The sequence below is a fragment of the Luteimonas sp. A534 genome (assembly GCF_054072805.1).
This window is the reverse complement of sequence record NZ_JBSVRR010000003.1, coordinates 210231-236877: the sequence shown is the minus strand read 5'-3', so window position 1 is coordinate 236877 and position 26647 is coordinate 210231. Positions and strand designations below refer to the sequence as shown.

At 64.8% G+C, this 26647-nt stretch carries 30 protein-coding genes and 1 tRNA gene; 14 read left to right on the top strand and 17 right to left on the bottom strand.

From position 1 onward, the window contains the following. Positions 1 to 38: 38 nt before the first annotated feature. From ACW5F0_RS09300 to rplM, 5 genes are all read right to left on the bottom strand, one after another. Entirely contained in the window at positions 39 to 1028 is a 990-nt protein-coding gene (locus ACW5F0_RS09300) for a fumarylacetoacetate hydrolase family protein (RefSeq protein WP_456963655.1), read from the bottom strand. Between the two features lie 294 nt (positions 1029 to 1322). Then, a complete protein-coding gene (locus tag ACW5F0_RS09295; RefSeq protein WP_456963654.1) occupies positions 1323 to 2066 on the bottom strand; it encodes a 2OG-Fe dioxygenase family protein in 744 nt (247 codons plus the stop codon). A gap of 108 nt (positions 2067 to 2174) precedes the next feature. Beyond that, positions 2175 to 2249: transfer RNA gene (locus tag ACW5F0_RS09290), tRNA-Gln, on the bottom strand. Between the two features lie 50 nt (positions 2250 to 2299). After that, positions 2300 to 2692 carry a 30S ribosomal protein S9 gene (rpsI, locus tag ACW5F0_RS09285; RefSeq protein WP_456963653.1) on the bottom strand — a complete coding sequence of 131 codons (393 nt, stop codon included), beginning with the start codon at positions 2690 to 2692 and terminating at the stop codon, positions 2300 to 2302. A 3-nt stretch (positions 2693 to 2695) separates the two neighbouring features. Continuing rightward, entirely contained in the window at positions 2696 to 3124 is a 429-nt protein-coding gene (gene rplM, locus ACW5F0_RS09280; RefSeq protein WP_456963652.1) for a 50S ribosomal protein L13, read from the bottom strand. Positions 3125 to 3554: 430 nt separating this feature from the next. Between rplM and coq7 the strand changes: the two genes are divergently transcribed. Further along, positions 3555 to 4196 (top strand): 2-polyprenyl-3-methyl-6-methoxy-1,4-benzoquinone monooxygenase, encoded by a 642-nt coding sequence (coq7, locus tag ACW5F0_RS09275; protein ID WP_456963651.1) that lies wholly within the window; start codon positions 3555 to 3557, stop codon positions 4194 to 4196. A 74-nt stretch (positions 4197 to 4270) separates the two neighbouring features. On the opposite strand, the gene sugE is transcribed toward coq7, so the two are convergent. Both sugE and speD read right to left on the bottom strand, forming a co-directional pair. Further along, a complete protein-coding gene (gene sugE, locus ACW5F0_RS09270; RefSeq protein WP_456963650.1) occupies positions 4271 to 4588 on the bottom strand; it encodes a quaternary ammonium compound efflux SMR transporter SugE in 318 nt (105 codons plus the stop codon). Positions 4589 to 4784: 196 nt separating this feature from the next. Further along, positions 4785 to 5576 (bottom strand): adenosylmethionine decarboxylase, encoded by a 792-nt coding sequence (speD, locus tag ACW5F0_RS09265; RefSeq protein ID WP_144891047.1) that lies wholly within the window; start codon positions 5574 to 5576, stop codon positions 4785 to 4787. 215 nt (positions 5577 to 5791) lie between these two features. Here speD and crp point away from each other — a divergent pair, with 215 nt between their 5' ends. The 3 genes from crp to ACW5F0_RS09250 all read left to right on the top strand — a co-directional run bounded on the left by crp (position 5792) and on the right by ACW5F0_RS09250 (position 7728). Next, on the top strand, positions 5792 to 6424 hold the full coding sequence (gene crp / locus ACW5F0_RS09260) for a cAMP-activated global transcriptional regulator CRP (RefSeq protein ID WP_456963649.1): 633 nt from the start codon (positions 5792 to 5794) through the stop codon (positions 6422 to 6424). A gap of 5 nt (positions 6425 to 6429) precedes the next feature. Then, positions 6430 to 6897, top strand: coding sequence for a GNAT family N-acetyltransferase (locus ACW5F0_RS09255; protein ID WP_456963648.1), 468 nt, complete (start codon positions 6430 to 6432; stop codon positions 6895 to 6897). Between the two features lie 78 nt (positions 6898 to 6975). Beyond that, positions 6976 to 7728, top strand: coding sequence for a sulfite exporter TauE/SafE family protein (locus tag ACW5F0_RS09250; protein WP_456963647.1), 753 nt, complete (start codon positions 6976 to 6978; stop codon positions 7726 to 7728). Here the strand turns inward: ACW5F0_RS09250 and ACW5F0_RS09245 are convergent. The 4 genes from ACW5F0_RS09245 to ACW5F0_RS09230 form a co-directional block, all read right to left on the bottom strand. Then, entirely contained in the window at positions 7725 to 8447 is a 723-nt protein-coding gene (locus ACW5F0_RS09245) for a haloacid dehalogenase-like hydrolase (RefSeq protein ID WP_456999663.1), read from the bottom strand. The two genes, ACW5F0_RS09250 and ACW5F0_RS09245, sit on opposite strands and share 4 nt — an antisense overlap. Before the next feature lie 146 nt (positions 8448 to 8593). Beyond that, positions 8594 to 9415, bottom strand: coding sequence for an indole-3-glycerol phosphate synthase TrpC (gene trpC, locus ACW5F0_RS09240; RefSeq protein WP_456999610.1), 822 nt, complete (start codon positions 9413 to 9415; stop codon positions 8594 to 8596). Beyond that, positions 9412 to 10458, bottom strand: a complete 1047-nt coding sequence (trpD, locus tag ACW5F0_RS09235; RefSeq protein WP_456999609.1) for an anthranilate phosphoribosyltransferase — start codon at positions 10456 to 10458, stop codon at positions 9412 to 9414. Before trpD ends, trpC begins: the two co-directional genes overlap by 4 nt. Positions 10459 to 10489: 31 nt before the next feature. After that, on the bottom strand, positions 10490 to 11068 hold the full coding sequence (locus ACW5F0_RS09230; RefSeq protein ID WP_456963644.1) for an anthranilate synthase component II: 579 nt from the start codon (positions 11066 to 11068) through the stop codon (positions 10490 to 10492). 253 nt (positions 11069 to 11321) lie between these two features. On the opposite strand from ACW5F0_RS09230, the gene ACW5F0_RS09225 reads away from it, so the two are divergent. The 5 genes from ACW5F0_RS09225 to ACW5F0_RS09205 are packed head-to-tail and all read left to right on the top strand — an operon-like array spanning position 11322 to position 15721. Beyond that, entirely contained in the window at positions 11322 to 11591 is a 270-nt protein-coding gene (locus tag ACW5F0_RS09225) for a DUF6471 domain-containing protein (RefSeq protein ID WP_456999608.1), read from the top strand. After that, on the top strand, positions 11588 to 12739 hold the full coding sequence (locus ACW5F0_RS09220; RefSeq protein ID WP_456999607.1) for a DNA methyltransferase: 1152 nt from the start codon (positions 11588 to 11590) through the stop codon (positions 12737 to 12739). Before ACW5F0_RS09225 ends, ACW5F0_RS09220 begins: the two co-directional genes overlap by 4 nt. Then, on the top strand, positions 12714 to 13340 hold the full coding sequence (locus ACW5F0_RS09215; protein ID WP_456999606.1) for a hypothetical protein: 627 nt from the start codon (positions 12714 to 12716) through the stop codon (positions 13338 to 13340). Before ACW5F0_RS09220 ends, ACW5F0_RS09215 begins: the two co-directional genes overlap by 26 nt. A 7-nt stretch (positions 13341 to 13347) precedes the next feature. Then, positions 13348 to 14328, top strand: a complete 981-nt coding sequence (locus tag ACW5F0_RS09210; RefSeq protein ID WP_456999605.1) for an McrB family protein — start codon at positions 13348 to 13350, stop codon at positions 14326 to 14328. Next, positions 14273 to 15721 carry a 5-methylcytosine restriction system specificity protein McrC gene (locus ACW5F0_RS09205; protein WP_456999604.1) on the top strand — a complete coding sequence of 483 codons (1449 nt, stop codon included), beginning with the start codon at positions 14273 to 14275 and terminating at the stop codon, positions 15719 to 15721. Before ACW5F0_RS09210 ends, ACW5F0_RS09205 begins: the two co-directional genes overlap by 56 nt. Positions 15722 to 16005: 284 nt before the next feature. Here the strand turns inward: ACW5F0_RS09205 and ACW5F0_RS09200 are convergent, their stop codons facing one another. From ACW5F0_RS09200 to ACW5F0_RS09185, 4 genes are all read right to left on the bottom strand, one after another. Beyond that, on the bottom strand, positions 16006 to 16314 hold the full coding sequence (locus ACW5F0_RS09200; RefSeq protein ID WP_456999603.1) for a hypothetical protein: 309 nt from the start codon (positions 16312 to 16314) through the stop codon (positions 16006 to 16008). Between the two features lie 306 nt (positions 16315 to 16620). Beyond that, positions 16621 to 17379, bottom strand: coding sequence for a hypothetical protein (locus tag ACW5F0_RS09195; protein WP_456999602.1), 759 nt, complete (start codon positions 17377 to 17379; stop codon positions 16621 to 16623). Between the two features lie 780 nt (positions 17380 to 18159). Beyond that, positions 18160 to 18969 (bottom strand): hypothetical protein, encoded by an 810-nt coding sequence (locus ACW5F0_RS09190; RefSeq protein WP_456999601.1) that lies wholly within the window; start codon positions 18967 to 18969, stop codon positions 18160 to 18162. After that, entirely contained in the window at positions 18966 to 20162 is a 1197-nt protein-coding gene (locus ACW5F0_RS09185; protein WP_456999600.1) for a tyrosine-type recombinase/integrase, read from the bottom strand. Before ACW5F0_RS09185 ends, ACW5F0_RS09190 begins: the two co-directional genes overlap by 4 nt. A 392-nt stretch (positions 20163 to 20554) precedes the next feature. On the opposite strand from ACW5F0_RS09185, the gene coxB reads away from it, so the two are divergent. Genes coxB through ACW5F0_RS09165 form a run of 4 tightly spaced genes read left to right on the top strand, consistent with a single transcriptional unit; the run spans position 20555 to position 24642 of the window. Continuing rightward, entirely contained in the window at positions 20555 to 21226 is a 672-nt protein-coding gene (gene coxB, locus ACW5F0_RS09180; RefSeq protein ID WP_456999599.1) for a cytochrome c oxidase subunit II, read from the top strand. Further along, complete coding sequence (ctaD, locus tag ACW5F0_RS09175) at positions 21223 to 23742, top strand: cytochrome c oxidase subunit I (protein WP_456963642.1); 2520 nt, start codon at positions 21223 to 21225, stop codon at positions 23740 to 23742. The genes coxB and ctaD overlap by 4 nt, the downstream gene beginning before the upstream one ends. Beyond that, entirely contained in the window at positions 23739 to 24113 is a 375-nt protein-coding gene (locus tag ACW5F0_RS09170) for a hypothetical protein (RefSeq protein WP_456999598.1), read from the top strand. The genes ctaD and ACW5F0_RS09170 overlap by 4 nt, the downstream gene beginning before the upstream one ends. Before the next feature lies 1 nt (position 24114). After that, the gene (locus ACW5F0_RS09165; protein WP_456963640.1) at positions 24115 to 24642 is read left to right on the top strand and encodes a DUF2231 domain-containing protein; all 528 of its coding nucleotides are present in this window, start codon (positions 24115 to 24117) and stop codon (positions 24640 to 24642) included. 31 nt (positions 24643 to 24673) lie between these two features. On the opposite strand, the gene ACW5F0_RS09160 is transcribed toward ACW5F0_RS09165, so the two are convergent. Then, positions 24674 to 25132, bottom strand: a complete 459-nt coding sequence (locus ACW5F0_RS09160; RefSeq protein WP_456963639.1) for a CopD family protein — start codon at positions 25130 to 25132, stop codon at positions 24674 to 24676. Positions 25133 to 25204: 72 nt separating this feature from the next. Here ACW5F0_RS09160 and ACW5F0_RS09155 point away from each other — a divergent pair, with 72 nt between their 5' ends. Then, positions 25205 to 26110: a cytochrome c oxidase assembly protein gene (locus ACW5F0_RS09155; protein WP_456999597.1), complete on the top strand. Its 906-nt coding sequence runs from the start codon at positions 25205 to 25207 to the stop codon at positions 26108 to 26110. Positions 26111 to 26142: 32 nt separating this feature from the next. Here the strand turns inward: ACW5F0_RS09155 and ACW5F0_RS09150 are convergent, their stop codons facing one another. Next, positions 26143 to 26643, bottom strand: a complete 501-nt coding sequence (locus tag ACW5F0_RS09150; protein ID WP_456963637.1) for a hypothetical protein — start codon at positions 26641 to 26643, stop codon at positions 26143 to 26145. Positions 26644 to 26647 lie beyond the last annotated feature (4 nt).

Genomic DNA, 26647 nt, shown 5'->3' with positions numbered 1-26647 from the left:
CCCCCTCCCCGTGATGCCGCCCCAAGGCCCAGCCGCGCTCAGGGCGCGGGCTGGTGTTCGATCAACTGCTCGATGGCACCGAAGATCGTCGCACCGCCGGCATCGAACATCTCGATGCGCACGCGGTCGCCGAACGACATGAACGGCGTCTTCGGCGCCCCGTGCTCCAGCGCCTCGACGGTCCGCTTTTCGGCGAAGCATGACGCCCCCAACGAGGTGTCCTGGTTCGCGATCGTCCCCGAACCAACGATGGTTCCGGCCGAAAGCGGCCGCGTCTTCGCCGCGTGCGCGACCAGCTGTCCGAAATCGAACTGCATGTCGACACCGGCCTCCGGCGCGCCGAACCATTCCCCGTTGATGTGGGTCACCAGCGGCCGGTGCAGCTTGCTGCCGCGCCAGGCGTCGCCCAGCTCGTCGGGGGTCACGAACACCGGCGACAGCGCCGAGCGCGGCTTGGACTGCAGGAAGCCGAAGCCCTTGGCGAGTTCGCCCGGGATCAGGTTGCGCAGCGAGACGTCGTTGACCAGCCCGATGAGCTGGATGTGGCCGGCAGCCTGCTCCGGCGTGACCGCCATCGGCACGTCATCGGTGATGACGACGATCTCGGCCTCGAGGTCGATGCCGTAGTCCTCGCTCATCACCCGCACCGGGTCGCGCGGACCAAGGAAGCCGGCGCTCGTGGCCTGGTACATCAGCGGATCGGTGTAAAAGCTTTCGGGCACCTCGGCGCCACGGGCGCGGCGCACGCGCTCGACGTGTGGCAGGTAGGCGCTGCCGTCGACGAATTCGTAGGCGCGCGGCAGCGGCGCGGCCAACTGCGTCGGCTCCAGGTCGAAGGCACCGTCGGCGCTGCCGTCGTTGAGCGCATCCGACAGCGCGACCAGGCGCGGCGCGATGTTGGACCAGTCCTCGAGCGCCTGCTGCAGCGTCGTGGCGATCCCGGTGGCGCGCACCGCGCTCGACAGGTCACGCGAGACCACGACCAGGGTGCCGTCCCGCCCGCCTTCCTTCAGGGAACCAAGCTTCATCACCACTCCGCAAAAGTCACAATCCCCTGATTGTAGCGGGGCGGTGGGTGGCGTGCGGGGAGAGCATTTTTTGCCACGGATTTGCGCGGATAAACGCGGATAGGGCGAAAAGCCCACCGATGGATGGATCAATACAAGCTTGCGGTGTGCTCGCGGACACCGGGATGCTGTTGGTCAAGCCCGCTTCTGCCTTATCCGCCCTTTACCCTATCCGCGCAAATCCGTGGCTGAAAAAGCGTTTGGCTTATCCGTGCAAATCCGCCCTCATCCGCGTAGATCCGTGGCAAAGGCTCCTCAATCCTCCCCTTGGAACGCGCCCGAACGGTAGGTCAGGACCAGGGTGTCGCGATGGCCGTGGCCGTCGGGGTCGAGGGGCTGGATCGGGGTGGACTCGTGGATCACGCGGGTGTCGTCCAGGAGCAGCAGCGACCACGGCTCTTCCAGGGTGAAGCGGTGGCCGTCGGGGCCGGCGGCGTCGAAGACGCGGGTTTCGCCGCCCTTGATGCCCTTGCGACCGACCATGAAGACGGCCACGAAATCGACGCCGTCGCGGTGCGCGCCTTCCGGCGTCGGCCGGCCGATGCCGTCGCTGGTGTCGATGCGGAACTGGTGGGCTTCGACGTACCAGGGGCCGGTGGCACGCACGTCGCTGCACACCGCGCCCAGCGCCGAGAGCAGGCGCGACCACGCCGGCTGCGACGCAAGTCCGCTCGACAGCGGCTGGTACATGCGCTCCATCCCGCCGTGCAGGGCGTTGTAGTCCTGCGACTGCCAGTGCGCCCGGTGCGGCGCCAGTCGCGCCTGGCCATCGTCGACCACGAAGCAGGAGTGGCGGCGGTGGCGATAGCGGCCACCGTCGCGCAGGTATTCGTCCGGGGGCAACTCGTCCCAGCCGACGTCCAAGCCGGCGATCTCCGACGGCGCCAGTCCGGTGGCGCCGGCCACGGCCGCGGGCGACAGCACTGCGTAGCCGTCGTCGCGAAGCGCGGTGCGCTCCGCACCTTCGGGCGTGTACGGCGGCGGAAAGATGATGGCCATGGCGATATCCCTGGCGGCCGCGGCGACGGGTCCGGCCGCCGCCGCCGGGCACCCGGACCCGGAAAGGACGAAGCCCGCACGTGGCGGGCTTCGGGCTTTCTGGCGATGTGGCAGCCCCGGAAGGATTCGAACCTCCGAATGCCTGAGTCAGAGTCAGGTGCCTTACCGCTTGGCGACGGGGCTATGCAGCAATTGTAGCGCAGGATCGCAAAAAGCGACCCTGAATACCGCGATCAGCGCTTCGAGAACTGGGTCGCGCGGCGGGCCTTGTGGAGACCGACCTTCTTGCGCTCGACCTCGCGGGCATCGCGGGTCATGAAGCCCGCCTTGCGCAGCTCGGACTTCAGGGTCTCGTCGTACTCCACCAGCGCGCGGGCGATGCCCAGGCGGATGGCGCCGGCCTGGCCGGTGGTGCCGCCGCCGTGGGTCGTGACCTTGATATCGAAGCTTTCGGTGTTCTTGGTCAGCTCGAGCGGCTGGCGCACGATCATGCGCGCGGTCTCGCGGCCGAAGAACTCGTCGAGCGGACGGTCGTTGACGGTGATGTTGCCGGTACCGCGGCGCAGGAACACGCGGGCGGTGGAGGACTTGCGACGGCCGGTGCCGTAATTCTGGGTGATTGCCATGACTTAGATATCCAGGACTTGCGGCTGCTGGGCGGCGTGCGGGTGCTCGGAACCCTTGTAGACCTTGAGCTTGCGATACATCGCACGGCCCAGGGTGTTCTTCGGGAGCATGCCCTTGACCGAATGCTCGATGACGCGCTCGGGGTGGCGCTCAAGCGCCTGCCCCAGGGTCTCGGACTTCAGGTTGCCGATGTACCCGGTGAAGCGGTAGTACATCTTGTCGGCGAGCTTGTTGCCGGTGACGTGGATCTTCTCGGCGTTGATCACGATGATGTAATCACCGGTGTCGACGTGAGGGGTGTAGACGGGCTTGTGCTTGCCACGGAGGCGACGCGCGATCTCGGTGCTCAGGCGGCCGAGGGTCTTGCCGGCGGCGTCGACCACGAACCAGTCGCGCTGGACGGTCTCGTTCTTGGCGGTAAAGGTCTTCATCAGGAAACTCTCAGGGGTGACTGGTCGGGCTGGTTGCGCTGGCCATCGCCGGCGGAACTTCGCCTCGCGTTTTCACGTTCCGGGAACGCAAGAGGCGGAATTGTACCGGCCTGCGGCGGGCACTGCAACTTGCCTGGCTTGGCGGGGGCCAGGGGTTGCCGGGTCCTCCGCCGGCTGACCACGTGGTGGTCTTTGTGCCGGCTGCGGACCCGACAACCCCTGGCTGCAACCGCCGTCGCGGGGTTGAGCACACGCGACGCCGCGCGGCCCCGGACACCCCCCTCCCGGCGGTGCGGGCAGTTGCTCTTCCCCACGCCGCGGGACGGGTGCGCGGGCGGGGCGTACAGGTGCGCGGCGGACATAAAGACCACCACGTGGTCAGTCCGCGGAGTGCCTGTACGCCCCGCCCTCCCCGGCCCACAATGCGCGAATGGCTACCCGCACCCTTTCCCCCCTCGACCGTCTGCTGGCGGATGCGCAGAACGCGCTGGAAACCGTGGCCGGGCGGCCGCGGGCCGAGCGCCCCAATCCCGGTGCCGGCGAGCCCGAAGTGGAGCTCGACGACGCCGAGCGGCGGCACGCCGCGGGACTGATGCGGATCAACCACGTCGGTGAGGTCTGCGCGCAGGCGTTGTATGTCGGGCAGGCCACCGTGGCGCGTGATCCGGCGACGCGGGCGCACCTGCTCGAGGCGGCGCAGGAGGAAACCGACCACCTCGCCTGGTGCGACGACCGCCTGAGGGAGCTCGACAGCCGGCCGAGCATCTTCAACCCGCTCTGGTATGCAGGCAGCTATGCGATCGGGCTGCTGGCCGGGCTGCGCGGCGATGGCTGGAACCTGGGCTTCGTGGTCGAGACCGAACGCCAGGTGGAAGCCCATCTCGAGGAGCATCTGCAGACGCTGCCCGGGGCCGACCTGCGCAGCCGCGCCATCCTCGAGACGATGAAGGCCGACGAGGCGCGCCACGCCGACAACGCGGAAGCCGCTGGTGCCCGTGTGCTGCCGCAGCCGATTCCGATGCTGATGGCCACGGCGTCGAAGGTCATGAAGACCGTCGCCTACCGCCTGTAGGAGCGGCTACAGCCGCGATCATGCGCAGCGGCACTGCGCGGGGGTCGCCGCCCCGGTGCTCCACTGACCATCGCTCAGCCCGACACGAGCTTCAGCCCGACCACCCCGCCCACGATCATGGCGATGCACGCCAGCCGCGCGGGCGACGCGCTCTCGCCGAACACCAGGATGCCGAAGGCCGCCACGCCGACCGCGCCAATGCCGGTCCAGATCGCGTAGCCGGTACCGATCGGGATCACCCTGAGTGCCTGCGACAGGCACCAGAAGCTCACCACCATCGCCCCGACGGTGCCGACGCTCGGCCAAAGCCGGGTCCAGCCTTCGGTGTACTTCAGCCCGAGCGCCCAGACCACCTCGAACAGGCCCGCCACCACTAGATAGATCCACGCCATGTCTCTGTCTCCCGTCGCTGGCCGGGGGTCCGGCAGCAGCGTCGCAAAAAAAAGCGGCCCGGAGCCTTCGCTCCGGACCGCCGTCGGTCTCCGTTCCGCGGACCGTGTCCGCGCGCGGGCCGTCCCGCTGGTTCTTTCGTGGCGGGATCATCCTCCCACCAGCCCGCTCAACGCCGCCTGACCCGCGGCGGCGGGATCACTCCACCAGGTTGCGGCCGTGGAACAGCTCTTCGATCTCGCGCTTGAGCAGCGCCTCGATCTTCATGCGCTCCTTGAACGACAGGTTCCGGGCCTTTTCCTCGAACAGGTACTGGTCGAGGTCGAAGTCCTTCAGGTGCATCTTCGTGTGGAAGATATTCTCCTGGTAGACGTTGACGTCGAACATCTCGTAACGCGCCTTGATGTTCTTCGCCAGGAAGTCCTGGATCGAATTGATCTTGTGGTCGATGTAATGCTTCTTGCCCTTGATGTCGCGGGTGAAGCCGCGCACGCGGTAGTCGGCGATCACGATGTCCGACTCGAAGCTCTCGATCAGGTAGTTCAGCGCCTTCAGCGGCGAGATCACGCCGCAGGTCGCCACGTCGATGTCGGCGCGGAAGGTCGCGATGCCCGCCTGCGGATGTGTTTCCGGATAGGTGTGGACGGTGATGTGGCTCTTGTCCAGGTGCGCGACCACGGCGTCGGAGATCACGCCCTTCGCGTCCGCCTTGTCGATCACCGGCTGCTCGGAGATCAGGATCGTCACCGACGCACCCTGGGGATCGTAGTCCTGGCGCGCGATGTTGAGGATGTTGGCGCCGATGATCTCGGCGACATCCGTCAGGATCTGCGTCAGCCGGTCGGCGTTGTACTCCTCGTCGATGTACTCGATGTAGCGCTGGCGCTCGTCCTTGGAGACGGCGTAGCACACGTCGTAGATGTTGAAGCTCAGGGCCTTGGTGAGGTTGTTGAATCCCTGCAGCTTCAGGCGAGGCAGCGGTTTGACCACGTCATGCGATCCCGGTTCGGGCGGAAAGTGCGCGATTATGCGACAAAGGGGCCGGTACCGCGAGCGAAGCGGGACTTGAGTCGCCCTACGAAGGATCAACGGTTTGCCGGATGGTGCCGGACGGCCTACTCTTGCTTCATCCCCCGTTTAACTTCCTTATGACAACGAGCCCTGTGGCCATCATCAGCACACACCGACGCCCCCAGCATCCACTCATGCCGACACCGGCGACGATCGAGCGCTTCCTGGCTCACTGCCATCGGCGCCGTTACCCGCCCCGCACCGAGGTCTTCCGCCCCGGCGACCAGGCCGGGACCATGTACTACGTGGTCAGCGGCTCGGTCAGCATCATCACCGAGGAGGACGACGGTCGCGAACTGATCCTGGGCTACTTCGGCCCCGGTGAATTCGTCGGCGAGATGGGTCTCTTCATCGAATCGGACATCCGCGAAGTGGTCCTGCGCACCCGCGTGCAGACCGAGCTCGCCGAGATCAGCTACGAGCGGCTGTACCAGCTGTTCGAAGGCTCGCTCTCCGGGGACGCCACCCAGATCGTGTACTCGATCGGTGCCCAGCTGTCGCGACGCCTGCTCGACACCAGCCGCAAGGCCGGCCGCCTGGCCTTCCTCGACGTCACCGACCGCATCACCCGCACCCTGCATGACCTCACGCGTGAGCCGGAGGCCATGACCCATCCAGACGGCACCCAGCTGCGGGTGTCGCGCCAGGAGCTGGCACGGCTGGTCGGCTGCTCGCGCGAGATGGCCGGGCGCGTGCTGAAGAAGCTCCAGATCGATGGCAAGCTGCACGCCCGCGGCAAGACCATCGTCCTGTTCGGCACCCGCTGAGGGCGATGGCGGCGTTCGAGCCCAGGGGCCTGCTGCCGGACGCGGACCTGCGCAGCGCGTCGTCGATCGACGCCGACGACGTCGCCGCCCTGCTCAGCGCGCTGGGTTATCCCTGCGATACCACGGACGCCACGCGCCGCATCGCCGCGATCACCGCCAACGACCGCCAGGCCCTGGTGGTCGCCCGCTGCGGCGGCATGGTCAGCGGGCTGATCGCGCTGGACTTCATGTACTACCTGCCGCTGGACACCACCACCTGCAGGATCACCGCCCTGGTGGTGTCGCCCGACGCACAGGGTCGCGGCCTGGGCCGCCAGCTGCTGCGCGAGGCCGAACGCCGCGCCCGCGCGGCCGGCGCCGCCCGGATCGAGTTGACCAGCGGCTCGCAGCGCAGCGAGGCCCACGCGTTCTATAAAGCCTGCGGCTACGGCGACGGCACCCTGCGCTTCGTCAAGCGCCTGGGCGACGCTTGATCCAGCGCACTGCGCGCTGACACCCGCGCGCATACCCTGCCGGCCTGGGACGCCCCGCCGGCGTCAGGATCGAACCGCATGGACCTGCTCGGAAGCCATTTCCTCGTCTTCGTGGCCATCGGCCTGTGCGCACAGCTCATCGACGGCGCGCTGGGCATGGCCTATGGCCTGGTGTCGTCCTCGATCCTGCTGGCCATGGGCATGCCGCCGGCTGCGGTCAGTGCCAGCGTGCACACCGCGGAAGTGTTCACCACCGGAGTGTCCGGCGCGGCCCACGGCATGCTCGGCAACGTCGACCGCCGGCTGATGCTGCGCCTGGCGCTGCCTGGCGTGGTGGGCGGCGTGATCGGCGCCACCGTGCTCAGCCAGATCGACGGTGATGCCATCAAGCCCTGGATCCATGCCTACCTGTTCGTGCTCGCGCTGCTGATCCTGCTGCGCGCGGCGGGGCGCCGGGTGCCGCGGGGCGAAGTACGTCGCGTGGGCCTGCTCGGCTTCATCTCCGGTCTGCTTGATGCGATCGGCGGCGGTGGCTGGGGCCCGATGGCGACGTCCACCCTGCTCGCCAAGGGCGGCGAAGCACGCACCACCATCGGATCGGTGAGCGCGTCGGAATTCGCGGTCACGCTGGCGATCTCGATCACCTTCCTGCTCACCATCGGACTCGAGCACTGGCGGGTGATCGCGGGCCTGCTGGTCGGCGGCGTGATCGCGGCGCCGCTGGCGGCGCTGCTGGTGCGCCATGTGCGCGAACGCGTGGTGCTGTTCGCGGTCGGCGGGCTGGTGATGGCGATCGCCGGCGTCCAGATCGTCCGGGCGCTGGTCGCCTAGGCGCGGTCGCCGGGCAGCGGCGCACCGGCATCGATGCCGGCAGCCACGGGTTGGCCACCGCGCGCCGGGCAGCCCCAGTTGAGGATCGGCGTGCCGGCCGGCAGCTCGCGGCGGAAAAGTTCGATCGCGCCGTGCTTGGGATTGACCACCACCGGCGCACGCGCGGCGCGCAGCAGTGGCAGGTCGGCGCTTGAGTCGGAATAGGCGGCGTCGATATCGCCCCAGCCCAGTTCGCGCAGCATGCGCATCTTTTCTTCGTTGTGGCAGTGGCGGGCGGCCACCACCGCGCCCAGCCGCGGGCCGGCGATGGTGCCGACCACGGGCGCGTCCTCGTGGGCGACGAAGGCGAGGATGGCGCGTGCCAGTTCGGGCGGCGCGCCAGTGGCCACCACCACGCGGTCGCCACGCGCGCGGTGGGCGTGGAAGACCTCCAGCGCCACCGGCAGCAGCCGTGCGCGGATGTCGTCGACGTGGCCGGCGACATAGGCGTCGATCAACGCATCGAGTTCGCGCACGCGATGCAGGCCGACGGTGCCGGCCCAGACGAAGCCGGAAATGCCCACGCGCCGCGTCGGCAGGAAAGCCACCATCGGTCCGAACACCGGCGCGAGCAGCAGGGCCAGCAGGCGCCGCCACCAGCGGCGCTTGATCAGCCACGCGAAGAGGTGGCTGCCGGAATCGCCGTCGTACAGGGTGTGGTCAAAGTCGAAGACGACCAGCGGCGCGTCGTCGCGGGGCGGAGCGTATCGGGAGGCCTTCGAGGTCGCAGCTGTAGCTGCTCCTACAGGGGCGCCAGGGGCGGCCGGAGCGGCCGGAGCGGCCGGAGCATTTGTGGGAGCCGCTACAGCGGCGAACGGGTCGCCGCTCACGTCCCGAACATCCCGCGCAGCGCGATTCCCGGATCCTCCGCCCGCATGAAGGCTTCGCCGACCAGGAAGGCATCGATGCCGGCGCCGCGCAGCAGCGCCACGTCGTCCGGGGTCATGACGCCGCTCTCGGTCACCAGGCGGCGGCCCCTGGGCGTCTGGGCCTTCAGCGCCAGCGTCGTGTCCAGCAAGACATCGAAGCTGCGCAGGTCGCGGTTGTTCACGCCCAGCAGCGGCGCGCGACCATCGACCGCCGGCAGCCGCAGCGCGCGCTCAAACTCGCCGGCGTCGTGGACTTCCGCCAGCACGTCCATGCCCAGCGCCAGCGCCTGCGCCGACAGCGCGTGCAGGCGCGTATCGTCCAGGCCGGCAAGGATCAGCAGCACGCAGTCGGCGCCAAGCACGCGCGCCTCGTCGACCTGGTAGGCATCGACAATGAATTCCTTGCGCAGCACCGGCAGCGAACAGGCGGCGCGCGCCTGCTGCAGGTAGGCGTCGGAACCGTGGAAGAAGTCGACGTCGGTCAACACCGAAAGGCAGGCCGCGCCGCCCGCCTCGTAGCTGCGCGCAATGGCGGCGGGATCGAAATCGGCGCGGATCACGCCCTTCGACGGGCTGGCCTTCTTGACCTCGGCGATCACCGCGGCGTGGCCGGCGGCGATCTTCGCTTCGATCGCCGCCGCGAATCCGCGCGGCGCAGGCGCATCGGCCAGGCGCGCGGCCAGCTCGCGACGCGGCATGCGTGCGCTGCGTTCGGCGACCTCTTCGACCTTGCGGGCGAGGATGCGCGCGAGCACGTCCGGTGTCCTCGTCGCGCTCATGCCACGCTCCCGTCGGTGGCGAGCGCACGGGTCGCCGCCACGAATGCGTCCAGCTTCGCGCGCGCAGCGCCCGAGGCGATGGTTGCGCGCGCACGCTCGACGCCGCTGGCGATCGAATCCGCGACGCCGGCGACGTACAGCGCCGCGCCGGCGTTGAGCGCGACGATGCGGCCCGGCAGTCCGTCCGCATTGGTGATCGCCTCCAGCACCATCGCCTTGGATTCCGCGGCGCCGTCGACCCGCAGGTTGCGGCTGGCCGCCATCGGGATGCCGAAGTCTTCGGGATGGACTTCGTATTCGCGCACCTTCCCGTCGCGCAGTTCGCCGACGAGCGTTCCGGCGCCGAGCGAGATCTCGTCCATGCCGTCGCGGCCCCAGACCACCAGCGCGCGCTCGGCACCGAGCTCCTGCAGCACGCGCACCTGGATGCCGACCAGGTCCGGATGGAACACGCCCATCAGGATCGAGGGCGCGCCGGCCGGATTGGTCAGCGGCCCGAGGATGTTGAACAGCGTGCGTACGCCCATCTCGCGACGCACCGGGGCGACGACCTTCATCGCCGGGTGGTAGGCGGGCGCGTACATGAAGCCGATGCCCGTGCGCGCGATGGACTCGGCCACCGATTCGGGCGGAAGCTCGATCGCAACGCCCAGCGCTTCATACGCGTCCGCGCTGCCCGACGTCGACGACACGCTGCGCCCGCCGTGCTTGGCCACGCGCCCACCGGCGGCGGCGATCACGAAGCTCGAGGCGGTGGAAATGTTGAACGTGTTGGCGCCATCGCCGCCGGTGCCGACGATGTCGACCAGGTGCGTGCGGTCGGCCACCTCGACCTTGCGCGCGAGTTCGCGCATCGCGCGCGCGGCGCCGGTGATCTCGCCGACCGTCTCCTTCTTGACCCGCAGTCCGATGATGATCGCAGCCGTCATCAGCGGCGAAACCTCGCCACGCATCATCTGGCGCATGAGGTCGAACATCTCGTCCTCGAAGATCTCGCGGTGTTCGATGGCGCGCTGCAGGGCTTCCTGGGGGGTGATGGGCATCGTTTCGTTCTGGCTGCGTATCGGGGGAGGCTCAGGCCTCGAGGAAGTTCTTCAGCAGCGCGTGGCCGTGCTGGCTGAGGATCGACTCGGGGTGGAACTGCACGCCCTGCACGGGGTGCTCGCGGTGGCGCAGGCCCATGATCTCCTCGCGGCTGCCGTCGTCGTTCTCGGTCCAGGCCGTGACTTCGAGGCACCCGGGCAGGCCCGCCTGCTCCACCACCAGGGAATGGTAGCGCGTGGCCTCGAAGGCGTCTGGCAGCCCGGCGAACACACCGTTGCCGGAATGGCGGATGGGCGAGGTCTTGCCGTGCATGATGCGGCCCGCGCGCACCACGCGGCCGCCGTAGGCCTGGCCGATGGCCTGGTGGCCAAGGCAGACGCCGAGGATCGGCGTGGTCGCGCCGAGCCGCTCGATCACCTCCAGCGAGACGCCGGCCTCGTTGGGCGTGCACGGGCCGGGCGAGATCACGATATGGCTGGGCGCGCGGTGCGCGATGGCATCGACCGTCAGCGCATCGTTGCGCACCACCTCGACCTCGGCGCCGAGCACCTGCAGGTACTGCACGAGGTTGAAGGTGAAGCTGTCGTAGTTGTCGATCATCAGCAGCATGGCGGGCCTAACCATTTGATTTTGAAGGCCACCATCCTTGAAGTGGAGAAAAGTACCCCCTAACGTACCCCCATTCTCTGCGGATACGCCTCCTGATGGGCGCCAGTGACATCTAGCGTAGCGTTGCGACGCGCGCTTTGTCCCAACGAAAGCTCCTAGCGGGGAGCAGCCACAACCAAAACAGCGCGCGTTCGCGACGAGAGCCAGCCCATCCTTGACATCTACTCTCATATATGATAATTTCTTCCCACATATGACAGAAGTGCCGGCAGAAAACGACTGGAATGCAGAGGCGAGCCGGGTACTCAAATCCTTGCTAGCTCGGCATGGCTGGACTTATTCCGAGCTTGTCCGACGCCTCAACGCGGTCGGCGCTGATGAGTCCTACGCAAGTGTCGCGAACAAGATGAGCCGCGGCACCTTCAGTTTTGCCTTCTACCTCCAATGCATAGCCGCCATGGGCGACTCCACGCTAACCGTGGACGTCAAACCGGCTGGCACTCCGATAGGAAATAGCAAGTGAAGTCGAACACGGCACCTGTGACAAAGCGCAAATCCATTATTAAGGAGCGCGTCGCATCGACTGCGACCCGTTGCTCGGAAGGAGAGCGCCCCTATGTCAAGGAAGTCCGTGCCGACGCGCGAAGCATCCCATTGCCAGACGGCAGCGTTGACCTTGTTGTCACTTCTCCGCCCTATTGGCAAAAGCGTGACTATGGGTTCTCCGAACAGATTGGATTGGAAGCAACTCCTGAAGAATTTGTCGGACACCTAGTAACCGCGCTCAAGGAATGGCGTCGCTTGCTTACCCCACACGGGTCGGTTTTCCTCAATATCGGCGACAGCTACAACGGCGCTCGTTCTCTCGCGAGCGTACCGGGCCGACTAGAGATTGCGGCGTGCGATGACGGATGGAAACTCCGAAATCGCATCATTTGGTCGAAGGAAGGTGGAATGCCGGAGCCTGCCAAGAACAGGCTGGCGAACCGCCACGAATACATCCTTCACTTCACAAAGAATGTCGACTACTACTACGACTCTTTCGGATACTCGGAACGCTTCGGAAACGGTAGTACGCCGGGTGATGTCTGGTCCATTCCTCTTCGCAGGAACATGAGCAAGCACCTAGCCCCATTCCCTGAAGAGCTTGTAGAGCGCGCCGTTGTACTCGCATGTCCAGAGCAGGTCTGCATGTCCTGTGGGAAGGCTCGCCGTAGAATTGTCGAAAGGACAGCAGAACTAGACCCCTCGCGACCCCAAGCAAAGCGAGCGATGGAGCTAGCAAAGGAACACAAGCTGACATCGGCTCATATCACCGCGATTCAAGCGACCGGCATCTCTGATGCCGGCAAGGCGCTGCGCGTCCAAACGGGTACCGGCAAGAACGCGGCGAACGTAAGGCGCTTGGCGGATGAGGCCAAGAAGGCGCTTGGCGGGTACTTTCGGGAGTTCACTTTCGCTCGGAAGCGAAGCGCCGGATGGACGGACTGCGAGTGCAAGGGGCCTTACCGCCCCGGCGTGGTGCTCGACCCGTTCAAGGGGACCGGGACAACGCTTCGGGTTGCTCAATCCTTGGCGAGAAGCGCCATCGGTGTAGACTTCGCTCCAACAGACGACGAGCACGTTTGGGGAGCGAGCACCAGTCATGGGAAGCGAGGAAGGAAAGAGTGAGTTTTTCGTCACCGCGGAGGCGGCGAAATTGGCGATTGCCAAGCTGACTTCGACAAGGGTTCACCCGCATTTCTCAGGTTACTTGGCAGCAGTAGGCGCAGCCGCAGCAGAAAATCGTCGGGACAATCTTAGGGTTAATTTCCAACAGTTCTACAACGACTATTTGCTAGTAGCCGGTGCGCCTCCAGAGCGCCCGTACTTGCAGCCATTCTCCGACAAGGGTGTTGCGCAGCTTTTCAACAAGAATGTCGCAGGTTCGTACGCGCCGAGCTCGCTCCGCGCCGTTGCTCCAATCCAAGCGGTTATCGAGTTCAAGGGCAGTAGGCAGCAGGTTACGCACACTCTTAAGCCAGACCATGAGGAAATCGCCCTAGCGGCGCTCACAGGGGGTCAGCGACTTCCGGCTCACTCGCTCGCGACATTCCTCTTTCGCGACCACAAGATTCCGCGAAGCGATACGTCCGATATTCAGTCGGTTTTGCAGCTCTTTTGTGAAACGTTCGGCTATGACTTGACAGTTGAAGCAATCAAAGTGCGCTTCGACACGCTGTACCAGCTAGACCCAGATACTTTCATAGGCGTGCAATACGCCGACGCTTAGGGGCCGTATGGAAGCTAACATCCGCAAACCACGCCTCTCGCTGCAAGACTTGGGCGTTGCACATCCAGACCCAATCGCGCCGTCTGAAAGGTCGACAATGGTCTCCCTACCCGGGAAGGACCCAGTCTACGAGGCAGTAAGCAATGCCCTACTGGATGGGTACGCGGGAGTCATACTTCGAGGTCCGCCCGGAACAAGCAAGAGTTGGTACGCAAAAGAGATTGCAATGGCAATCGCGGGCGACGAGCCAAGTTCCGCATCATTTGTGCAATTTCATCCGTCATACCAGTACGAAGACTTCATCGAAGGGTGGGTGCCCAACTCTCTCGGCGGGTTTGAGTTACAACCAAAAACCTTCTTGAATGTATGCGCCGATGCTGAAGAGAATCCCGATAGAATTTTTGTTCTAGTTATCGATGAAATTAGCCGCAGTGATGCAGCGCGGGTCTTTGGTGAGGCGTTAACGTATCTGGAAACGTCGAAACGCGGAATGGAATTCAGTCTCGCGTCAGGCACCACTACTAGCGTCCCCAAGAATGTCGTCATCATCGGCACCATGAATCCTTGGGACCGAGGTGTTGACGACGTTGACGTGGCACTACTTCGTCGCTTTGCCCAAATTGAGATGGCCCCGAATGCCAACATCCTAGACGACCTGCTCACGCGTAATGGCGTTGAGCAAAAGCTGATAGATGGGGTCGTTCAGTTCTTCGCCGCATTGCAGAAGCAGGCCAACCCGATGCTCCACGTTGGGCACGCTTACTTTGCTCACGTGAATGACGCTGATTCACTCGGCCGTGTGTGGGAGTTCCAGTTGCGGCATCATTTCCGGTCCGTGTGCCGCCTCGAACCTGAGGAGCTGAAGAAGCTCGAAAGCATGTGGGGACAGCTAGTAGTACCGCTACTTTCAAACGCGCCGGCACGGGCTGGCGATGCTTCTGAAGAGGCTGCTCCTGCACCACAGGCTGTTGAGGGCCAACCGGCCTAGCGCCATGGCAGTGAAAATGTTGCCGCAAGAGGCGGGTGAGCGCGGCATACTCCAAGCGCCAGTTGGCTCTGAACGCAGGCTCGTCTTCCAGACCTCTGAATATCAAGAGGTTCCGATTCCCATCGACTTGCTGGTGGTAAATGGGCGACTAGACATCTACCCGGAACTGCTCCGGACAACGGTACTCCGCTCTTACTCTCGTGACGGAAATTTATTGTTTCAAGCTGGCGGCTGGATTGGGTTTATCCCTGTCAACGACCGTGTCGCAATCGAAGTCCGTCCTAGAGTTCCAATAGCGAATCTTGAGCGGGTGCTCTGCCTTGCAGGCAACACATCTCCGCTCGTACTTAAGGGGCACTTGCACGCGTTTGCAGGAGCTGCAGGCGGGCTGCCCGCATCGCTCATCGACATCCTAGCCGAGCGCCTCGCAGTGCTCACTGAGGCCTGCTGGAGCGAAGGTCTGCATTCCGAGTACGTTCGACGCGTTCGAGTAGGACAGAATCCGCGCGGGAGGCTACTTCCTTTTGCCACCGCAAAACATCGCATACGCACTCACGACCTGCTGTCCACCGTATCCGAGCAGTACGAGAGAACCCACGATACAGGGCCTAACCAATGTATAGCTGCGGCGCTGGACCGGCTGCACACGATTTACTCAGGAATCCGAAACAGGGCCGGGGTTCGCTCTCTGGCTTCACGACTTGGCCGGGCGCGGCAACTGCTGCTGCATGTGAGTCGCGTCAGCGAGACTACCTTTCTGTCAAACCCGCTTGTAATCGACCCTACTCGACTGCCAGCATCTCGGCCGAGCTACCCGGCAACCGTGGCTCTCGCAAAGATAGTTCTATCTGGTAGCGGGATAGACCTAAGAAGCACTAGCGGCCACATATCGTTGCCGCCGATGATGATAAGCATGGAGACGGCGTTCGAGAGCTATCTTCGTAACGTTCTTCTCGAAGGTGCGGATGGCATCTTGGTACAAGATGGAAACGCGCGACCACCCGCAGGCGCGAGCGCAAACCTGTTCCATGATGCTCCTCTCGATAGCCCGCTGAGGAAGACCCAATCAACCCCTGATATCGTCTGCTCTGCGTTAGGAGAGCCTACCGAGCGTCTCGTCATTGACGTCAAGTACAAGCCCGACACCAGTCGAGATGACCTTAATCAGGTGCTGGGCTATGCCTTGACGTACCGAAGCAACGCGGTGCTGCTTGCCTGCCCAAGAAAGAGCGCCTCATCCCCTATCGGTCTTCAGTTGCTTGGGACGGTCGGAGGAGTAAAGGTTTACCACTATTTCGTGGATCTCGGCGCCTCCGACTTGGAGCAAGAAGAGAGAGTCTTCATCACAGCAATTCGGCAGCTATTACGAGTTGAAAGCATTACAACCGATTAGTTACTGCGACCCAGAGCCGGCCCCACTGTGTCCACATCAACCCCCGATTTTGCAGAGAATCCGGGCCAAGACTGACCGATGGAACTCATCGAGCAACCTTGACCGCATGTACCGACATCCCCGGATATTGTGTCGCGGCGATGTTGCGAGCCATACCCGGAGACAACGCTGCAATTAATGCAGTGAAAACACCTGCTCCGCCGCCCGGACGGCCCATCGTGACGAGGTATGTGACCATGGTGACTCTCCGAGTATGGATTGCACTATGGTACATACCGCCTGTATCACGCCGTGCGAATCACGCCCTGCAATGGGCTATCTGAGGCGAGCTTTCTATTAATGGACCGAATGGCTTGTAACAGCGTCTCACTTGGAAGGTAGTGCGGGTCAACATCAAGCTTGTTGACGATGAAGTTGGCCAGTTCGATTTCATCCCGGGCTAGCGCACGGCAGTTGAATAGCATGTTGGCCACTCGAGCGTTTAGCAGCGCCGCGATTTCAGGACGTATTGCGTTCCGCCCAGCCCCATACTCGCCAAGATGTACGTCAGGCGCGGACGCTCCATCAGCCCCGGTGATGTCCTCTATCTTCATAAAAATACTCCGACGTCGCGCAGATGCGACCTATGAGCTATTTATCAAAAGCTCAGAGGTTGAGCATGCGTCGGACGCAGTGACAGCGAGCCATGCTGAACGCTGCGGGTCAGTGAATACCAAAATAGGACATCTATCGCCACATGAGCTGGTAGCACAAGGTTCTGCACTACCATTCTGTATGTACCTAATTATTAAAGAGCACTAGAAAGTCTAGACGGGGCTTCACCGAGCGAACCAGTTGATTGCGATGTAGGTACCACCCCTCCTTTACGAAAAGCAGGATACAAGTCCCGCAGTCGAAGCCTAATCGAGATGTAAGTACTTAACTAGCAGACCGAGCGTGTCCGTTGCTTGCTGCTTGAGAACGTAGCCGACATACGTCTTTCGCAGCGCGCCACTCGTCAGCGGTAGGAACCATTGGTCACTGTCAGGACAGTAAATCTTCGGGTCTCCGCATAGTCTTCCGGTGACTTTCCAAGCCTCTTTGATTGCGTCCTTGTACTTGTACGGGTCGTCACCACGTAGTCGCATCAAGACATGGAGATGGGTTCCTTCCCGGCCCTCCATTGTCAGCCCCAATTCTCGAAGTTGCTCCTTGCTATCTTCGATTATTGGCACCATCGGAACTCTTCCATTTCGAATCCCCTTCCGCAGCACGATTGGAGCAAGGCGCTGAAGGAACTTGCCAAATAGTTTAGTTGCTAACGCGAGGCTGACCCCGTCCGCAGAGTCAAAGGTCAGCGTAATCATGACGTTGAAGTGGCCTTGGCCTAGCCAATCCGCTAACTCCGCTTGCAATCGCGTTTGAGAGTATTTATCACTGCTGGAGACGTGTGCGTCGCCTTCCGGCTCGCCAAGCGAACTGGGTGCGCTCTTGCGCTTCGCTGCAATCGTAGGCCTACCGGCGATGCTAACCTCGCGTCTTTCGTCAACGAAACCTTCCAGACGATTCGCCCGCAGCAGTTGCCATTTTGCCCACGCCCTAACCTCTTCATGGGTGGCGATGTGGGGATTGCATGAGCCGCGTGGAGAAATCCTCTTTCGCTGCGAGAATTCGTTCATGTGCTCGTTCACTCCCCTATCCGAAGGAGAAGGGGGAAGTAGGGGAGGGAGACAAGTCATGTCATCTCCTCCGGGCCGGAGAGCCACGACCCCAGAATGAATTTTTGGAGCACTACGACCTTCTGAAGCGGGACTTCTTCAACGCACCCCATCCAGTGGTTCGGGTTGCTACCGACTCCATACGCCACCCGCTCTAGCGCATTTGCCACCTTACGGCGCATCCCCGTTTTCTTTCGCAGTGACGGCCAGCTCAATAGGCCGGATGACTCGACGCCGAACCTGTAGCGCCCCCCTGCCAGCCGGTCCAGCTCATCCATCGTGGCGTCGCGGTTCCGTCCTGTCCCGGGGTCGAGAATTCCTTTGGTCGCAGTCGGCTCCCACGATTCATTTAGAGAGAACCAGACGGCCGGCCTTTCGCACCGGGGCACCCCCTCGGTGGCAGGCAGGATGACGCCTGCTTGCACGATTTGAATTGCGCAATGACCAGTGGTGTAGTGCCAAGCGATTGAGCTGGTCACGCCTGCCCCCTCTCTGCGGAACCCACCCGGAGTGGCAAAGAGCGAAGGCTATCGATGTAGACAAATCGGCGTGTGCCGAGACGGAATGTACGGAGTTGGCCGCCAGATGCCAGCTCGTACGCCTTCGTCTTGCCGATGCCGAAAGCACGGCACGCCTTGACGAATGGTGCGTATGTAGGGGTTGGGTTGTGGTCGCCGCTCATCGTGTCCTCCTGTAGGCAGGAGGCGATGATTGCTGTTTACGGAATTCCCGCGTGAGGAGTTAAGCGAGCGATTTCTTGCCCTTAGCTCCATTGATGACCTTTGCGACGGTGGACTGGTCTAGCACACCCTCTGGGTACAGACAGTTCACGAGCGCGGTAGTCACATTGTCGAGCCGCTTTGAGAGCCGGGTGCCGTCCTCCATTTCTGCTGAGTAAAACTCTTCGAACCAATCGGCCATGCTGATGATGAAGTAGCGGCGAGCCGCATCACCCCTCCCCGGGCGCTGAAGGACGGGTGCTCTCTGCACCCAAATGTCAGCCCCCTCCGCAATCCGCGACAGAAGAACCTGCAGCTCTTCGTGAGGGAGTGGGCACACGAACGGGTACTCACGCTCGTCCGGAGAGCTTGCGAGCCACACCGTCTCAAGCTCGGACGCCAGCTTGCGGGCCGAAATGGATATCGCGTCACCCAATGTCTTACGGTGGCTGCGGGTCATAGCCTCCAAGCGCGTATGCCCGCGATGCGCCATGTGTGCTGCCTGCAAGAGGTCGGCCACTTGGTTGATTTGAGGTTCTTCGTCCGACCACTCTGCACGCCCTTGCGCGAAGTGAGCGGACACCAGCCAGCGGTGTTGCTCAAGTGCCGTCCACACCGGTGCGGAGGTAACGTTTCCGAGAATAGTTTCGTAGAACTTCAGCCGGTCCGATGTAGAAATCGCGGCGTCATCTCGAAGTTCGCCATCGGGACCTAGCGTTTCCCACAAGTAGGTGAGGTACTCCTTCTTAACCCATGGCGGAAGCGAGCGCATTGTCGGGCGGATTAGTTCCTCTTCCCAACCGCTACTTTCGTCAATGTGCGGGACGCTCATGATGCTGCGGCCTTCCGGCCATTCAGTCGGTAGCCGTCGATGAAGTTCGACCAGCTTTGCATCATATCGGTGCGCTCCTTCAGGTACTCCGCATGGTTGTACGGCCTGCGCGAAGCGTTGCGTTCTTGGTGGGCAAGCTGCCGTTCTATCAGGTCAGCCCGCCAGCCGCTCTCGTTTAGGTGGGTCGATGCCGTAGCGCGGAATCCATGCGCAGAGAACTTGCCTGCGTAACCCATACGCTCGATTCGGCGGTTCAGGGTAGTCGCCGACATCGGTCGCTTTGGGTCCCGTTGATTGCGGAACAGCAGGCCAGCGCCGCTATGAATCTGCCTGAGTTCCTCTAGAAGGGCCACGACCTGTTCGGATAGGGGAACGATGTGCTCGTGCCCCTTCTTCATCCGAGCGCCGGGGATGTGCCACTGCCGGTGAGCTAGGTCAAACTCAGACCAACTTGCACATCTCAGCTCAACTGGGCGAACGAACGTGTGCATAAGAAGTTCGAGCGCGATTCGCACATGCGGCTCGCCGGCCGACCGGTCTAGCTTGCTCAAGAATTCTGTCAGCTCTGCTTTCTTCAGCGCCTTCTTGTGCTTTGTTGGCGGCCGAACGACAACGCCCCGAAGGGCACTGGCTGGGTCCGCTTTCAGCCCCCGGGTGCGAATCGCGTAACGGAAAATCTGCGATGACCACATCTGTATGAGTGCGGCAATAGATGGTGCGGGCCGCTCCATGACCTTCGTCACGACTGATAGAAGATGCGCGGCCGTTACATCCTTGATGGGAAGGTCACCGATAGCAGGGAATACGTCGTTCTTAAGAACTGTTGCTACCTGTCCTCGGTAGTACGGCTTCCAGTTCTTGTTTGCGGCAATCCACTCCTCAGAAACGGCCTTGAACGTCGTGGCTGCCTCATGTGAGGCCAACAACTTGCCTGCTCTCCGATGCTGGGTTGGGTGGACCCCACCACTGACGAGCTGATACGCCGCAGCCCGGGCCGACCGGGCTTCCAAGAGGGACACTTCCGGATATCGACCTATGGCAAACAACTGCTCTTGGCCGTTCAAGCGGTACTTGTAGCGCCACAAGCGCGACCCGGTTGGCTGGACGAGCAAGTACAGGCCGTGACCATCTGCGAGCTTGTAACGCCTCTTAAGAGGCTTTGCGTTTCGCACCTTGGCGTCGGTCAGTGGCATAGGGGTATCCGCAAGAAAGTACCCCCAATTATACCCCCGATGTGAGCGGCTTCGGGCGAACGATGGCGAACCGGAGCGGCCACATACCCCTTGTTTTATAGGGTTTTTTTGAAGCTACCCGAACAACGTCGAACTGCAGCGAACGGCTGTGGCAGTTTTCGATCATCAGCAGCATCGGCTGCGCGCTCCGTTCGAGTGGCGGCCCGTGCCTCCCATCCCCGCATTCTCTCGCAAAAGTGCCGCGCCACGGCGTATTCACGCCGGCTGCCGCGGGACATGGCTAGCCTGTCCCGCACTCGCGCACACCGTGTCCGGTGCGGCATCCATGAGGAGGGGAGATCATCGCGTCCAGGTCACGCTTCCGATGCGCATCCGCCGCGTCTGCGCTTACCGTGGCGCTCTCCGTCGGCGCCTGCGCCGGCCCGCAGTCGGCGCTGGACCCGGCCGGCCCGTCCGCGGCCGCCATCGCCGACATCTGGTGGCTGATGTTCTGGGGCGCGCTCGCGGTCTGGCTGCTGGTGATGGCGCTGGTGACCTGGGCGCTCTACCGCGGCCGCAACACGCGCGCGCTGGCCAGGCCCGAGCGCCTGATCGTCGGCGGCGGCCTGGTGCTGCCGCCGGTCCTGCTGGCGGGCCTGCTGGTGTATGGCTCGGTCTCGAGCGCGCGCATCACCGGTTCGGCGGACCAGGTCGATGCGCGCATCGAAGTCGTGGCCGAACGCTGGCGCTGGCGCTTCCGCTACCTGGACGACAAGGGCCAGGTGGTGGCCGAATCGCTCGACGCGCTGTCGCTGCCGCGCGGGCGCATGGTCGAGTTCCATATCACCAGCAACGACGTCATCCACTCGTTCTGGATCCCGCGCCTGGGCGGCAAGATCGATGCCATCCCCGGGCGCGTGAACCACCTGCGCCTGCGCGCCGATCGCGTCGGGCCGATCCGCGGCCAGTGTGCCGAATACTGCGGAACGGGACATGCGGTGATGGCTTTCAACGTCCTGGTGCACGACGACGCGGCGCACGCGGCGTGGCTGGCCGAACGCCCGGTGGACGGGAGCGCGCCTTGAGCACTACGACGAACGACGTCGCAACCGGCGACATGGACGAACGCCTGCGCGCCCTCCACGCCACCTGGGCCACGCCGCCGGGCTGGCGCGGAACGCTGACGGCGGTCAACCACTCCACCATCGGCCTGCGCTTCATCGTCACCGGCCTGGTGTTCTTCCTGATCGGCGGCCTGCTGTCGATGTTCATCCGGCTGCAGCTGGCCTGGTTCGGCAATCAGGTGCTCGATCCGCAGCGCTACGCCGAGTTCGTGACCATGCACGGCACCACGATGATGTTCCTGTTCGCGGTGCCGGTGATGGAGGGCTTCGCGCTGTACCTGGTGCCGAAGATGATCGGCTCGCGCGACCTGCCCTTCCCGCGGCTGTCGGCCTTCGGCTACTGGTGCTATCTGTTCGGCGGGCTGTTCCTGTACTCGAGCTTCCTGTTCGACGCGGTACCGGATTCGGGCTGGTTCATGTACGTGCCGCTGACCGACTCGACCTGGTCGCCCGGCCTCAACGCCGACTTCTGGCTGATCGGCGTGACCTTCTCCGAGATCGCGGCGGTGGCGGCGGCGGTGGAGATGATCGTCGCCATCCTCATCTGCCGCGCGCCGGGCATGGACCTGCGCCGCATCCCGCTGTTCGCATGGGCGATGTTGGTCACCTCCTTCATGATCGCCTTCGGCTTCCCGCCGCTGATCCTCGCCAGCATCCTGCTGGAGATCCAGCGCGCGTTCGATTTCGTGTTCTTCGATGTCGCGCGCGGCGGCGACCCCCTGCTCTGGCAACACCTGTTCTGGCTGTTCGGCCACCCCGAGGTCTACATCATCTTCCTGCCGGCGGCGGGCGTGGTGTCGATGGTGGTGTCGACCTTCGCGCGCCGGCCGATGGTGGGCTACACCTGGGTCGTGCTTGCGCTGGTGGCAACCGGCTTCCTCAGCTTCGGGCTGTGGGTGCACCACATGTTCACCGTCGGCATCCCGCTGCTGGCGCTGGCCTTTTTCAGCGCGGCGAGCATGGCGGTGGCGATCCCGATGGGCATCCAGGTCTTCGCTTGGATCGCGACGCTGTGGGCGGGGCGTCCGTGGCTGCGCGTGCCGACGCTGTACCTGTTCGGCTTCTTCTTCGTGTTCGTGCCCGGCGGCCTGACCGGGGTGATGGTGGCGATGGTGCCCTTCGACTGGCAGGCGCACGACAGCCACTTCATCGTGGCGCACCTGCACCACGTGCTGATCGGCGGGCTGATGTTCCCGCTGTTCGCAGGCCTGTACTACTGGCTGCCGCTGGCCAGCGGACGCGAGCCGTCGGAGAGCCTCAGTCGCACCGCGTTCTGGCTGGTGTTCATCGGCTTCAACCTGACCTTCCTGCCGATGTACCTCACCGGGCTGCTGGGCATGCCGCGGCGCGCATACACCTATCTCCCCGAACTCGGCTTCCACTGGCTCAACCTGGTCTCGACGGCGGCCGGCTTCGTGCTCGCCATCGGCATGGTGGCGGTGCTGTTCGACGTGGTGCTGAGCTTCCGCCACGGGCCGCGCTGCAGGCGCAATCCCTGGCGCGCGGGCACGCTGGAATGGGCGATCGAAGCGCCGGTGCCATCGTTCAACTTCGCTTCGATCCCGCAGGTGCAGGGGCGCGATCCGCTCTGGGCCGATCCGATGCTGGCGCAGGCCAGCGCGAAGCCCGATGGATTGCTGGGCGATGCCCGCCACGGGCACCGCGAAATCCTCGGCACCGGGCTGCTCGACGCGAAGCCGGAGCAGGTCATCCGTATCTCGGGACCGACCTGGCTGCCGCTGCTCGCGGCGCTCGCGCTGGCGGTGCTGCTGGCCTGCTTCATCGCCAAGGCCTACTGGTTCGCGCTGGCCCTGGTCGTCCCGCTGCTGGCGCTGCTCTGGCGCTGGGCATGGACCACCGGCCATCCCGGTGCGCCAGCGATGCTCGAGGCCGGGCCCGGCATGACCCTGCCCAGCCACTACGCCGCACGCAATGCGCCGGGCTGGTGGGCACTGGTGATCTCGCTGTTGGTGGATGGCTCGCTTTTCGCCTCGCTGGTCTTCAGCTATTTCTATCTGTGGCTGGGCACCGAGGCCTGGCCGCCCGCAGGCCTGGGCGTGTCGTCGATGGGGGTGGCCGCGGTGGCGCTCGGCCTGCTCCTGGCCTGCGCGGCGGCGACGCGCCTGGCGGCCCGCGCGCTCCGGCGCGACGCGCGGCGCGTGGCGGCGCTGTGCTGGCTGGCCGCGGCCGCCTGCGGCATGGCCTTCGTCATCGCACACGGCTGGGCGCTGCTGCCTTCGGGCCGGCCGCAGATGCATGCCTATGCGTCCGTGGCGTGGACCCTGGCCGGCTTCCATGCCCTGCACGTGGTGATCGCCGCCCTGTTCGCCGTCTTCGTGGCCGCGCGGCTGCAGCGTGGGCTGGTCTCTGCGGCGCGCCCGCTGGAATCGCGCGTCACGGCCGGGCTATGGCGCTACACCGTCGCGCAAGGGCTGCTGGCCTGGGGCGTGCTCCACCTGTTCCCGAGGCTGACATGAAGGAGCCCTTGTCTCCGTACCGGCTGACCGGGATCGCCGCCCCCATGGCGGTCTGGGCCCTGCACCTTGTAGCCGTCTACTCGCTGCAGGGCGTGACCTGCGCCGAAGGCCTGGACCACGTCCGCTTCGCCGGCATGGAGGCGCTGGCCTGGTGGCTGTGCGGCATGACGCTCGTCGCCCTCGCCGCCCTCGCCTGGCTCGGCCTGCGTGCATGGCGCGGCTGGCGCGACGCGCCGCCGGGCAGCGACGTTCCGGCGCGCGCGGCGCGACGCCGCTTCGCGGCCGCGGTGACGGGCGCGCTCTCGCTGATGGCGATCGTCGCGGTGTGCTTCACCACCATCCCTGTCCTGCTGCTGCCGGGGTGCGCCTGACATGCGCCGCTCGCTGAAACAGCCGACGCCACCGCAGCTCACCCGCACCGTCGAAAGCCGGATGGCGATCCGCAAGCATCCGATCCATCCGATGCTGGTCGTGTTCCCCATCGCCTTCCTGTCCGTGGTGATGCCGCTGGACCTGCTGCACCTGTGGAGCGGGCTGCCGTTCTGGGCCCAGATGGGCGCCGTGCTCAATGCCGCGGGGCTGGCGATCGGACTGGTGGCGGCGGTCGTGGGCAGCGTCGACCTGCTGCTGATCCGCGTGGTGCGGCGGCATGTCTCGGCGTGGAGCCACGCGATCGCGGCGGTGATGCTGCTGGCGGTCGCCGCGGCCAACACCTGGCTGCGCTGGCCCGATCCGGTAGCCGCCGTATGGCCCTGGGGCCTGATGCTGTCGGCGGTGATGCTGGTGCTGGTGGGCGTTGCCGGCTGGCTCGGCGGCGGCCTGAGCTTCCACCACGGCATCGGCGTGGCGGGCCATGAGGGTGGAGAAGACCGGGGGCCGGACGCGCCCCCCGAGGGATGACTCCGTGCGCGACGCTGATCGTGTCCGACCCTCAGCGCTCGGCCCCGGCACTGGGCGGCGGCGGGAGGTCCCCGACGGTTTCGGGCTTGGCACCGGTGAGCCCGGCGACCGCCAGCACGATAAACAGCGGCGCCCAGCCAAGGAGCCGGTACAGCGCCGGGCCATGGCGTTCGCGTCCCTGGCCGAGTTCGTACAGCACCATGCCCATGTACAGGTGCAGCAGGACCGCGCAGGTCACCACCACCAGCTTCATCACCAGCCACGCGCCGGTCGGGCCGAACGCGATCAGCACCATGCCCGACGCCACCGCCACCAGCGCGGCCGGCGTCGCCACGCGGAAGAACACGGTGTTGGCGGCCACGTTGAAGTAGGACGCCGCGCCGTCGCGCTCACCGCGGTGGCGGGCCACGAACAGGCGCGGCAGGAAGAACAGCCCCGCGAACCAGAGGACCATCGCCGACACATGCAGGATCTTCAGCCAGAAATACACGGTGCGCCCCCGCTCGGTTCACGCCAGTGTGCACGCGTGCGTGCGAAGCGGCCGTGGTGGCGGCGGGCCTGCGTGCCGGCATGGCCACTGCGGGCGGGCCCGACGCTGGTGGTCGCGCTGTCGCTGTCGCTGGCCACCGGCCCGGCCTTCGCGCACGCCGGGCACGAACATCCCCCGACGCTGGCAACTGCGTGGACGCCGTCTGCGTGGCTGCTGGTGCCGCTGGCGGCGTGGGTGGTCCTCTATTCCGTGGGCCTGCACCGGCTGTGGGGCCGGGCCGGCATCGGCGCCGGCGTGGGCGCAAGCGGCGTCGCCTGTGCCGCGACCGGGCTTGTCGTTCTCCTGTTGTCCACCACCTGGCCGCTTGATGCGTACGGAGAGTGGTCGCTGGCGGCGCACATCGCGCAGCACATGCTGCTGATCGCGTTCGTGCCGCCGCTGCTGCTGGCCGGACAGCCCTTGGCAGTCGCCGCGCACGCGCTCTCCAGCAGGATGGCGGGGCGCGTGCATCGATGGCTCGGCGCGGCGCGCGCATGGGCCACGAATGCCCTCACTGCCGCCTCGGTGGCGCACGGAGCCGTCCTCTGGACCTGGCACCTGCCGGTCGCCACCACCGCCGCGCTCGAGAGCGATCCCGTGCACTGGGCCATGCACGGCAGCTTCCTCGCCACCGGCCTCTGGCTGTGGGCGGCGATGTGGCGGCGCATCCGCGACCCACGCGTCGGCGCCGGCGCCGGCGTGGTGGCGATGGTCGCGGTGATGATGCAGATGGGCTTTCTCGGCGCGCTGCTGACCTTTGCCCCGCGGCCGCTGTATCCGATCTATGCGGAACGCGCGCCGCAGCTAGGCCTGGACGTCATGGCCGACCAGCAGCTCGCCGGCGTGCTGATGTGGGTGCCCAGCTGCATTCCCTACCTTGCCGGCGCGATGTGGTTGCTGTGGCACGGCTTCGCGCGGCTGGCGCGGCGCGGGTCCTGACAGCCGCCGCGCAGGTGGCGACGCTGGCCCTGTCAGGGGTTCGGGCTCCCGTACCAGCTACGCAACGTGGTGTTGAGCGTCGTACCGGGCGGCAACATGCAGCTCAGATTCATGGGCCCCGTCAAGGGCTGGTCTTCAGTTGGCCACCATTGGAAAACAGAGAACCCGTTCTCCGCCACCACCCTGGACTGCGGGAGGTACAGCGGAACGGCTCCCTCCTTTTCCCAGCCGCCTACCAACGTGCAATTGATCGTGCTCGTACCGGCACCGTGATTGCGCACCAGAACCTGGAGCGCAGACGTGTCGTCCTGGTACATGAAGTCGCCGCTCAGAGAACATGTGACAAAGGCCGGAGCATCGCCCTCGTTGCCGATCGCCATGGGGCGCTTGCGGATCTGGCCGTCGAATACCGGCAGGGCAGACTGGCAGTTGCCGGTCGCGTTCTGGATGTCCATTCCGGCATCGGCATCGGCATCGCCCGCGAACAGCAGGAGCAGCGGAAATAAAGCGAGGAGTGGCGCGTGGAGTTTCATGGTC